This is a genomic window from Methylomagnum sp. (assembly GCF_054333355.1).
In genome coordinates this window covers 1-10,664 of record NZ_JBTEKS010000126.1, presented here as the reverse complement: position 1 = coordinate 10,664, position 10,664 = coordinate 1, and the positions used below count along the sequence as shown (strand labels likewise).

The 10,664-nt window shown below is 61.2% G+C and carries 11 protein-coding genes; 6 read left to right on the top strand and 5 right to left on the bottom strand.

Features of this window, described 5'->3' with window-relative positions:
* On the bottom strand, positions 1-259 hold a 259-nt coding region (locus ACXWUF_RS11395), incomplete at its 3' end, for a hypothetical protein (protein ID WP_458494801.1).
* A 969-nt stretch (positions 260-1,228) separates the two neighbouring features.
* Entirely contained in the window at positions 1,229-2,299 is a 1,071-nt protein-coding gene (gene mutY / locus ACXWUF_RS11390) for an A/G-specific adenine glycosylase (protein WP_458494800.1), read from the bottom strand.
* Positions 2,300-2,407: 108 nt separating this feature from the next.
* Between mutY and ACXWUF_RS11385 the strand changes: the two genes are divergently transcribed.
* Positions 2,408-2,578 carry a hypothetical protein gene (locus ACXWUF_RS11385; protein WP_458494799.1) on the top strand — a complete coding sequence of 57 codons (171 nt, stop codon included), beginning with the start codon at positions 2,408-2,410 and terminating at the stop codon, positions 2,576-2,578.
* A 24-nt stretch (positions 2,579-2,602) separates the two neighbouring features.
* On the opposite strand, the gene ACXWUF_RS11380 is transcribed toward ACXWUF_RS11385, so the two are convergent.
* Positions 2,603-3,109 carry a hypothetical protein gene (locus ACXWUF_RS11380; RefSeq protein ID WP_458494798.1) on the bottom strand — a complete coding sequence of 169 codons (507 nt, stop codon included), beginning with the start codon at positions 3,107-3,109 and terminating at the stop codon, positions 2,603-2,605.
* Positions 3,110-3,725: 616 nt separating this feature from the next.
* Here ACXWUF_RS11380 and ACXWUF_RS11375 point away from each other — a divergent pair.
* On the top strand, positions 3,726-5,825 hold the full coding sequence (locus ACXWUF_RS11375; RefSeq protein WP_458494797.1) for a carbon starvation CstA family protein: 2,100 nt from the start codon (positions 3,726-3,728) through the stop codon (positions 5,823-5,825).
* Between the two features lie 209 nt (positions 5,826-6,034).
* Positions 6,035-6,574: a hypothetical protein gene (locus ACXWUF_RS11370; protein WP_458494796.1), complete on the top strand. Its 540-nt coding sequence runs from the start codon at positions 6,035-6,037 to the stop codon at positions 6,572-6,574.
* 98 nt (positions 6,575-6,672) lie between these two features.
* Here the strand turns inward: ACXWUF_RS11370 and ACXWUF_RS11365 are convergent, their stop codons facing one another.
* Positions 6,673-8,097 carry a PhoH family protein gene (locus ACXWUF_RS11365; RefSeq protein WP_458494795.1) on the bottom strand — a complete coding sequence of 475 codons (1,425 nt, stop codon included), beginning with the start codon at positions 8,095-8,097 and terminating at the stop codon, positions 6,673-6,675.
* Positions 8,098-8,342: 245 nt separating this feature from the next.
* Here ACXWUF_RS11365 and ACXWUF_RS11360 point away from each other — a divergent pair, with 245 nt between their 5' ends.
* From ACXWUF_RS11360 to ACXWUF_RS11350, 3 genes are read left to right on the top strand one after another with little or no spacing between them, the layout of a single operon-like run.
* Complete coding sequence (locus ACXWUF_RS11360; protein WP_458494794.1) at positions 8,343-8,726, top strand: hypothetical protein; 384 nt, start codon at positions 8,343-8,345, stop codon at positions 8,724-8,726.
* 11 nt (positions 8,727-8,737) lie between these two features.
* A complete protein-coding gene (locus tag ACXWUF_RS11355; protein ID WP_458494793.1) occupies positions 8,738-9,253 on the top strand; it encodes a DUF1616 domain-containing protein in 516 nt (171 codons plus the stop codon).
* Complete coding sequence (locus tag ACXWUF_RS11350; protein ID WP_458494792.1) at positions 9,253-9,465, top strand: DUF2970 domain-containing protein; 213 nt, start codon at positions 9,253-9,255, stop codon at positions 9,463-9,465. The genes ACXWUF_RS11355 and ACXWUF_RS11350 overlap by 1 nt, the downstream gene beginning before the upstream one ends.
* A 133-nt stretch (positions 9,466-9,598) precedes the next feature.
* Here the strand turns inward: ACXWUF_RS11350 and ygfZ are convergent, their stop codons facing one another.
* A complete protein-coding gene (gene ygfZ, locus ACXWUF_RS11345) occupies positions 9,599-10,600 on the bottom strand; it encodes a CAF17-like 4Fe-4S cluster assembly/insertion protein YgfZ (protein WP_458494791.1) in 1,002 nt (333 codons plus the stop codon).
* Positions 10,601-10,664 lie beyond the last annotated feature (64 nt).

Genomic DNA, 10,664 nt, shown 5'->3' with positions numbered 1-10,664 from the left:
GGCTTGAAGCTGACAGGCTGACGGGCGATCCGCACCAGGACCGGCAACGGGCCACCTCCCGGCGCTGGTGTCCATCCGCACCAGGGCCACGCCCACCCCCTTGACCACAGCCTTCCCGGCTGGCGTCCATCAGCACCAGGGCGCGGCCATAGGCTTGAAGCTGACAGGCTGACGGGCGATCCGCACCAGGACCGGCAACGGGCCACCTCCCGGCGCTGGTGTCCATCCGCACCAGGGCCACGCCCACCCCCTTGACCACGGCCTTCCCGGCTGGCGGTCGATCCGCACCAGGACCACCGGCAACCCGGCCTGTCTCCCTGGCTAGCGATCCATCAGCACCAAGGGCGCGGCCTTATGCTTGAAACCCTACTTTATATCGAGCCGAAACAATACATAAGCAAAAATATTATCCATACGGTTTACTAGGTTTTTTTGCCGCTCTGGTGAGTGGGCAACGCCCGATTTATCAAACTGGGCTAAGAAAAGTCTCGGAATGAGAGAAACCCAGATAAATCAAGGCTTACAGGCTGTTTGTTGAAAAAGTTTCGGCGCTTCAAACTAAAAGTGGGGGGTATATCTCTAGTTGTGGGCAGTGTGGGCAAGAATCCCTGTAAGCCAATAGCCATGCGGGTTTAGCCCTGCCCACTGACAAAAAAAGAGTGGGCAATTCTGCCCACTCAGTGGGCAACCGAAAAACGGGAAAGAGAAGTGGGCAATTCTGCCCACTGATTTTTTGCCAGTGGGCAGGCTTTAAGCCTTATGCGGCGCGGCTTTCAGCGTTTCTTGCCCACACTGCCCACAACTACAGATATACCCCCCACTTTCTGTCTAAAGACGAAAAAAGTTTTTACATCGACGTTCGACCCCGCGCCGCGTCTGGCTTTCAGCGGTTCGCGTCAAAAAATCCAGTTTTTTCAAAACATCCATAAGGAAACCCGAGTGGGCAATTTACAGCCCCCCGAAGCTTGTAAGTGTTCTTGCCACCATCCGGCCCACCTCGCGGCGCTGGCTGTCCATCAGCACCGGGGGGGCGGCCATGGGTTTGAACCTGACGGGCTGGCGGTCGATCCGCACCGAGGCACCGGCAAGCCGTGATTTTCCGGGGGGGTGTACCCAAGGGTGTACCCAAAAACCACAAAAAGCCCTGAAAGCCTTGATATGCAAGGCGTTGAATATCAAGATGAGTTTTGTTGAGTGGGTTTTCGCACGCCTTCTTCCTGCCCACGACCTAAACAAGCAACGGCATTCCCGCAGCTCTCCCGCCGCTCAAATCCGCCAACAACCGCTTTACCGGCGTCGGCAATCCGCCCGCCTCATCCAACAAAAACCAACCCTGCCCGCCATCCTCCCCGACCGCCCACGCCGACGAATCGGCCCGCAGCCACATCGGCGTGAAGTCCAGATGGTAATGGGAAAAGGTATGCCGTCGCGTCGGCAGAGGCTCAATCCGGGCCGGGTCGAAGCCGCGCCGATAACACCAATCCAGAAGCCCCGCCTCGCTCTCGAATTCCGGCAGGCTCCACAGCCCGCCCCAGATTCCCGTCGGCGGGCGTCTCTCCAAATAGATTTCACCTTGCCCGTTCTCCAGCACCAGCATCAGGCAGCTTTTCACCGGCAAGGCTTGCCGGGGCTTCGGGGTTGGCAATTGGTCGGTCAAACCAAACCGCCGCGCCACACAGCCCGCCCGCACGGGACAGGCCGCGCACAAGGGCCGGCTTTTCACGCAGACCATCGCCCCCAGGTCCATCATGGCTTGGTTGTAATCGGCCACCCGCTCGACCGGCGTGTAAGTCTCGCTCAACCGCCACAGTTCCCGCTCCACCCGGGTTTCGCCCGGCCAGCCTTCCAACCCACCGTAACGGCATAGAACCCGCTTCACGTTGCCGTCCAGGATCGGTGCCCGCTGGCCCAGGCCCAGGCTCAGAATCGCCCCCGCCGTGGACCGGCCCACGCCGGGCAATGCCCGCAAGGCGTCCAGGTCCGCTGGGAATTCGCCGCCATGCCGCGCCATGACGGTTTGGGCGGCGCGGTGCAGATGGCGGGCGCGGGCGTAATAGCCCAGCCCCGCCCACAAGGCGATGACATCGTCCAGCGGTGCTTGGGCCAAGGCGGCGACATCGGGGAAGCGGGCCAGGAAGCGCTCGAAATAGGAGATGACCGTCGCCACCTGGGTCTGTTGGAGCATGATCTCGGAGACCCATACCCGGTAGGGGTCGCGGTCTGTCTGCCAGGGCAGGTGCTTGCGGCCATGGCGGCCGAACCAGTCCAGGAGGCTGGCTCGGAATTCTTCGGTCTGCATAGGGAATAGCGCTTACAACGGATTGAGGAACGGCCCGGCTTCCGGCGCGTCGAAAGAAGGATGTCTGCAACTTTCGCCGGATGGCCGATTTACGGAAGGATTATCGCAATGATTGACAGAACTTATGAGGGTGGAATTCGCCCGGAGCAAGCGGATGAGCGATTCGCGCTGGCGGACGATGACGAGGAGGAACAGCGCAGGGCCATGTCTTTGGCGGTGGCGGCCTTCGGTGCCGTCTTGTTTCTGCTGGTGATGCTGGTGGCCAACTGGGTTTGCTGAGCGGGAGGGGCTATGGGCGAGTCCTCAGCCGGTCGCCGTAGGTTGGACGAAGGTGAGGTAGCGGAATCCGCCGCTGCCGCAAACGACATAGCGGACTTTAAGGCGCCGACCCACGACGAACATGTCCGCTAGGCGCGGCTTTTCGGCGGCGGGCACGCTGTCATTGTCGAGATAATACTTGCGGACCACGCTCTCCTGATTTTGCAGGTACACCGGCTGTTCCGAGGCGTCCGGCGTGGTGCGTTCCCCGACCGCCATGACCGTCACATCAAAGACCGGCTCCTCCGCCTCGCATCCTTCGCCGCCTTGTCCGGCCACCACGATGGGCGTGGTGTCGACGGATGGTGCCTGCCGTTCCGGTGGGAGTGCGGTAGAGGGCGTGGACCACTCCCGCCGGGCTTCCGGCGGCACGGACGATTCTTCCTTTTCAAGCAAGGCGAGCATCAGTACCGCCACGAGGGCCGACAGCACGCCGACAGTCAGCCACAACGCCTTTTTCCCCGGATCGCTCCTTCGCTGGATCGGTTGCATAAATATTCCTTGCCAAATTGCCTGATCGACTTCCCGCCCTGGCGGGCGCGTGAAGCCCTGATCCATGTTGCCACGGCCCGTGGCAATAGCGACATAAGAGGGTTCACGGATTGACCGGGAGAAGGAAGAAATCCTTTTTCCTGATTGGCAAGAATCTTCAGCCCACCAAAGCACCCGTTGCGCCAAGAGTCGGTGGGAATGGGTGCGTGCCCACCTTGCATGGCTGTTTGGAGTCCGAACTTCATCGTTCCCACGGTCCCCGTGGGAATGCATCCGGCGACGCTCCCGCGTCGCGAAAGCCACACGGGACGCCGGAGCGTCCGTGGAGGCATTCCCACGCAGAGCGTCACTGCCATTAAGTCAGGCTGCCGTTCGCTGAGCGGAGTCGAAGCGAACCTGCCGAGGGGCTTTGATTTCGCTGGCTTCGACTCCGCTCAGCCAGCGAAATCAAAGCCCGCGCACTCTTAACTTAATGGCAGTGACGCAGAGCGTACGAACGATTTGAAATTTCAGTCAAATCCCAAGGCCCGACCCGCCTTCGAGAATTGGCGCTGTTCCGCCAATTCCGCTTATCCTTTGCGCCAAAGTTTCACGGGCAATTCTCGGAAGATAAACAATGGCGATACCTAGAAATAGCGATGATAAGGGGTTTGAATGGCGCGGCTTCGCGCTTTGGCTGGGGGTGGCCATCATCGGCGCGGCGGCGGTGGGTGGCATCGCCCTCAACCGGGGCGAGAGCGTCAACAGCATTTGGTTCGTGACGGCGGCGGTGTGCGTGTACGCCCTGGGCTACCGCTTCTACAGCGCTTTCGTGGCGACCAAGGTGCTGGTGCTGGATGGCTCGCGGGCCACCCCGGCGGAGCGCTTCAATGACGGGCGCGACTTCGTGCCGACCAACAAATGGGTGGTGTTCGGCCACCACTTCGCCGCCATCGCCGGACCCGGCCCCTTGATCGGGCCGACCCTCGCCGCGCAGTTCGGCTATCTGCCCGGCACGCTGTGGATTTTGATCGGCGCGGTCTTGGGTGGCTGCGTGCAGGATTTCGTCATCCTGTTCTGCTCCATCCGCCGCGATGGCCGCTCCCTCGGCCAGATGGCGCGGGACGAACTCGGACCCCTAGGCGGCAACGCGGCCATGCTGGGGGTGATGTGCATCATGATTATCCTCATCGCGGTGCTGGGCCTGGTGGTGGTCAACGCCATGAAGCACAGCCCGTGGGCCACCTCCACCGTGGGCGCGACCATCCCCATCGCCATGCTGGTGGGCGTCTACATGACCAAGCTGCGGCCCGGTCGGGTGATCGAGTCCACCGTGCTGGGCGTGTCGCTGCTGCTGTTGTCGGTGTGGGGCGGCGGCGTGGTGGATGGGATGGAAGGCGTGCGGGGCTGGTTCGATTTCGACGGCCAACCGCTGGCCTTCATGGTCATCGGCTACGGCTTCGCGGCGGCGGTGCTGCCGGTGTGGCTGCTGCTGGCCCCGCGTGACTACCTCTCCACCTTCATGAAGCTGGGCACCATCGCGGCATTGGCCGTCGCCATCATTGTCCTGCACCCGGAAATCAAGATGCCCGCGCTGACCCCCTTCGTGGATGGCACCGGCCCGATCTTCGGCGGCAAGCTGTTCCCCTTCGTGTTCATCACCATTGCCTGCGGGGCGATTTCCGGTTTCCATTCGCTGATTTCGTCCGGCACCACGCCCAAGCTGCTGGCGAACGAGGCCGACGCCCGGTTCATCGGCTACGGCGCGATGATGATGGAATCCTTCGTGGCGATCATGGCGATGGTGGCGGCGTCGGTGCTGGACCCCGGCGTGTTCTTCGCCATCAACAGCCCAGCAGGGATCGTCGGCAAGGAAGCGGCGGACGCGGTGGCGAAGATTTCATCCTGGGGGTTCCCCGTGACCGTGGAGCAGATGCAGACCCTGGCCCGCGACATGGGCGAAACCACGCTGTTCGCTCGCACCGGCGGTGCGCCTTCGTTGGCGGTGGGCATGGCCTCGCTGTTCGCCAGCGCCTTCGGGCGGAGCATGTTGGCGCTGTGGTATCACTTCGCCATCATGTTCGAGGCGCTGTTCATCCTCACCACCCTGGACGCGGGCACCCGCGTGGCCCGTTTCATGTTGCAGGATGTGTTGGGCAACTGGATTCCGGCGCTGGGGCGCACGTCCTGGTATCCCGGCGTGATTCTGACCTCCGGGCTGGTGGTGGCGGGCTGGGGCTATCTGCTTTATATCGGCGTCATCGACCCGCTGGGCGGCATCAACAGCCTGTGGCCGCTGTTCGGCATCGCCAACCAAATGTTGGCGGGCATCGCCCTGTGCGTCGCGACCACCATCATCGTCAAGAGCGGCAAGCTCCGTTATGCCTGGGTGACGGGCGTGCCGCTGACTTGGCTGTTGATCGTCACCAGCACGGCGGCTTGGGAAAAGCTGTTCAGCCCGGAATTGCGGATTGGGTTTTTCGCCCATGCGCGGGATTTGTCCGACAAACTGGCGGCGGGCAAGTTGGCGGGAACGCAGGCCGCGCAGGCGCCGCAGTTGATCTTCAACGATTATCTGGACGCGGGGCTGACGGCGCTGTTCCTGGCGGTGTCGTGGATTTTGGCGGCGGACACGCTGCGGGTGTGCTGGGCCATCGTGGCGAAGCGGCCCCACCCGCCGTCCAGCGAGTCGGCGCATATTCCGAGCCGGTTGGTGGAGGATTGGGTGCGGGATTGAAAGGCGATTTTTGTAGTTCTCATACGATGGGTGGAGCTTTAGCGGAACCCATCGCCCCACCTCAGCCAATGATGGGTTTCGCTACGCTCCTCAACCCATCCATGATTCTTGATATTTGAGCCTATGACAGCAACTAGCACCAAGCGTAAACGCAAATTCTCCGGTTTCACCCTACGCGAAGCCTTGGCTTTGCACGGCTCGACGCAATTATGGAATGGCTGCCCCCGGCGGAGCCGAGACCACCTTCGGCCCATTACCGGCATACGGTCGAGAAGCTCAAGGCCCATTTTGACTTGGCCCTATCCGAATCGGCCAAGTCGCTGTTGATCGACGCCGTTTTGCTGGAAGCCGTTGATCCGTTCCCGGCGCTGAAAATTTGGAAGGAAGCGGCGCTCCAAACCGATGAGCTGACCGGCAGCGCGGACTATTTGGTGGCGGGACAGGGGGCCGTTTACCAAGCGCCGCTGCTGTGTGTGGTGGAAGCCAAGAAAGACGATTTCGAGCAAGGCTTGGCCCAATGCCTCGCGGAATTGCGGGCTTGCCAGGACATCAACCGCGCTTATCCCGCTTTCGATCTTTATGGCGTGGTGACGAACGCCACCACTTGGCGGTTCTACAAGCTCGATCCAGGGCATCAAATCCACGCCAGCCCAACCTATGCCGAGACCCAGATTGAATTGATCTTGGGCATATTGCATGGGGTATTCAGCGAATGCAGCGCTCATCTTGGGCAGACCCAACCCTTATAGGATGGGTGGGGCTTTGCGGAACCCATCGTCTCAAGCTATTTCGTAAAGGCCGATTCGGTTTTCAAAACCGAGTCGGCCTATCCAAGGATTCGACGGGGCTACAAACTCTCCGTCGCGAAATCCGCCAGCCGCGAGCGCTCGCCCCGCCGCAGGGTGATGTGGGCCGCGTGGGGCCAGTGCTTGAAGCGGTCCACCACGTAGGTCAGCCCGGAGGTGGTGGCGGTGAGGTAGGGCGTGTCGATCTGGGCGATGTTGCCCAGGCAGACGATCTTGCTGCCGGGACCGGCGCGGGTGATGAGGGTCTTCATCTGCTTGGAGGTCAGGTTCTGGGCCTCATCGAGGATGATGTAGCGGCTCAGGAAGGTGCGGCCCCGCATGAAGTTGAGCGAGCGCATCTTGATCCGGTTGAGCAGCACTTGGTTGGTGGCTTGGCGTTCCCAGCCGCTACCGCCGCCCGCGTCGTGGCCGCCGAGCAATTCCAGGTTGTCCAGCAGGGCGCCCATCCACGGGGCCATCTTTTCCTCTTCGGTGCCGGGCAGGAAGCCGATGTCCTCGCCCAAGGGGATGGTTTCGCGGGTCATGATGATTTCCCGATAGAGCTTGGTTTCCATGGACAGCGCCAACCCGGCGGCCAAGGTGAGCAAGGTCTTGCCGGTGCCGGCGGTGCCGAGCAGGGTCACGAAGTCGATTTCCGGGTCCAGCAGCACGTTGAGGGCGAAATTCTGCTCCCGGTTGCGCGCCCGGACGCCCCACACGGCGTGCTGCGGCGCGCGGAAGTCGCGGGCCAGCTCGATCACCGCCTTGCCGTTCTCGCGGCCGCGGACGATGGCCTCGAAGCCGGAGTCGTCGGGCATGTACAGGAATTGATTGGTGTGCCAGTCCTTCACCAGCGGCCCCGCGACTCGGTAGAAGGTCCGGCCCGCCTGATCCTTCCAGGATTCCATCGTGCCGCCGTGGGTTTCCCAGAAATCCACCGGGAGTTCCTGGGCGCCGCTATATAACAGGTTGATGTCGTCCAGCACTTGGTCGCTGGAATAGTCCTCGGCGACGATGCCCAGCACCGACGCCTTGATGCGCATGTTGATGTCCTTGGAAACCAGGACCACCTGCATGTCGGTGAATTCGCGGGACAGGGTCAAGGTGGTGGCGAGGATGGAGTTGTCGGGCAAATCGCCGGGCAGGCTCTCCGGCAGGACTGAATCCATGCGGCGCACCTGGAAGAACAAGCGGCCCGCGCATTGCTCGTCGATGCGGGCGGCATAGTCCAGCCGGTTCAGGGCCAGCCCCTCGCGGATGGTGGCGAGGTCGGCGTGGTGGATCAGCTCATCCAGGAAGCGGCTGGCCTGGCGGGCGTTGCGGGAGACTTCGGACAGGCCTTTCTTGGAGTGGTCCAACTCCTCCAGCACGATCATCGGTATATAAAGGTCATGCTCCTGAAAGCGGAACAGGCAGGCCGGGTCGTGCATCAACACATTGGTGTCGAGGACGAAAAGCTTCTTTTCCGGGGTGGGCGGTGTGGTCATGGTGTTCGGGTGCCGTGGCACGATCTGGAATGGAAGGAGGTCTGGGCGCTCCGTGCGCCGCCCGCATTCTCGCACACCGGGCGGGCGGGCCGTCCGGCAACTTTATTGCTCTGCGGAAACGAAAAAAGTATAAAATCGGCCCACTTTCCTGGAACGACAAGGCTTTATGCCCGCGCCTTCACGCGCCGCCCCCGGGTTCGACCGGAAAGCGGCGTCCGCCATGACAACATACGAGGAGAATAACAATGAGCGTTCGAGCAATGTTTGCGGCCGGTTTCCTGGGGCTAATGAGCGTCGCCGCTTGGGCGGAACCCCTCAAGGACATCGGCGAGATCGCGGGAACCTGGAACCTGGAATCGGTGGCGGCCGGCCTGAACAAGCCGCGCATCGAGGAGAACCGCATCTGGGAATTCCGTCCCGACGGCGTGATCGTTACCAGCGGTTACAACCGCCATTTTAAAAATCAAGACCGGCACGAATGGACCTTTAAAATCATCGACGGCAAGATCATCGCCGATGATCCGGGTCGGCCTGGAAAAACCATCGATTATTCCGTTTATAAGAAGGAAGGGAATGAACTCATCCTGAAAGGCGGAATCGAAGGGTTTTATTTTTTCAAGAAACAGTGAGGCTAGCCACAATGATAAAAACGATAAAAGAACTGTTCCATTTCGGAAAAGCGGACATGCTGATGTGGGCCGGTGTCGGCATCTTCAGCATGATTTTGATTATCGCGTTCAGCGTGATCTCGTCGAGCGGCGGATTGCTTCTGAAAGACCTGTTTGGTCTGGTCGTGGTATTGATTCTGCCGGGCTATACCGTCGTCAAACTCTATTTTGACAACTTGCAGATCAGCGAAAACCTCACCAAAGACCCGGATATCAATCACGCCATCGACAAGCTGATTATGTCCATCGGCATCAGCGTCGCCTGCATCATCCCGCTCAACTTTGTTTGGAATTACCTGCTCACCATGGGCGGCGGCGAAGACACCCAGGCGGGTGGCGGCAATAACCTGTGGGGCAACGTGGACGAAGAAATGATCTACACCGGCAGCGCCAGTTGGCGCGCCCTGTTCACGGTCATTTTGGTGGTGGGGCTGGCTATCGGCTACAAGCTCTTCCAGGTCAGCACCAAGAAGAAGGGCGCCGAGTGATGTCGGATCAGCAGGGCAGCAAACCCGTTCAGCCCACCCTCCTGCAAGTCGTTGGCAGCGTGCTGGCGGCGGCATTCGGGGTGCAAAGCACGGCGAACCGGGAGCGGGATTTCGCGGGTGGCTCGGCGACGGTTTATATCATCGCCGGCATTGTCTTCACGGTGCTGTTCATCTTCGCGGTGTTGGCCGTGGTGCGGATGGTCATCAGCTGAACCTAAAATCGTTCCGTTCCTTACAAAAAACCCCGGCCTCAAAACCGGGGTTTTTTGTTGAAGGCTTGAAATGGAGCCGTTCATGTTGGGGTATCCAAGCATGAACGGCTTCATTTTTAACGGCGGCGGGGGTTCAGGATTGCGGCAATTCCAGCGAGTAGGGCAGGGGCAGCCATTCCACCACCGGGCCGTCCGGCCTGAGCAGCCGGAGGTTTTCGCTCTGGGCATATTCCAGGCCGATAACGGCGAGAATCTGCTGAATGGCCGACGCTTCGGGCACCGCCATCACCACTTGGCCCACATTCTTCGGCTCGGCCTGAGTGGAAATATCGTAGATCAAAGCGCCGGGCGCGAGTTCAGCCTCGCCCTGGCAACGCAGCCGGAACATCCGCCGCTTGAGTTGGCCGAGATAATGGGTGCGGGCGACGATTTCCTGGCCGGTGTAGCAGCCCTTCTTGAAGCCGATGCCGCCGAGCAGGTCGAGGTTCAGCATTTGCGGCAGGAATTCCTCGGTGATGGCGGCGCTGATTTCCGGCAAGCCCGCCTCGATGTTCCGCAGCCGCCAGAGGGTCGGGCTCAACGGGGCGAGCTTTTCCACCAAACCTAAACCTAGCCGGGTGGCCGTGTCGGCGGTGGCGGCGATGAGTCCGCGTCCGTCATTCAGCCGCAGGGCGAAGTGGTCCGGTCCCGTTATCCAAGCCTCCGGCTCGTCCGGTAGGGTCACGCCCAGCGCCGCCAGTTCCGGCTCAAACCCTGCGCCGATCACGCCGAGTATGCCCCAGTCCGGGCTGAGGTCTTCCACCACCACCTTGGAACGCAGCACGTACATGTGCAGGCGCTTCCGCACCGTCGCGGCCATGTTGGCGGCAAGCAGCAGGTAAAAGCCCTGTTCCGACCGGAGCAGGCGGAAATTCGCGATGACCCGGCCCTTCGGCGTGCAGAACGCGCCCTGTCTGCTGTGGCCGGACGCCAAGGCTTTGACATCGCAGGTGGTTTGCCCCTGGAGAAAAGTTTCCGCGTCTTCGCCGGATATCTTTATCAGCCCATAGCCGGGCAGGGCGCACACGCCCTGATCCGCCGATGGGTTGGAATCCCCTGGGAAGCGGTTGAGAAATGCCTGCCATTCCACGCTCATGCTTGTCACCTTGTAATGTTGTTGTGGGAGCGGGCTTCAGCCCGCGATGTGGCGCCATTCGGTC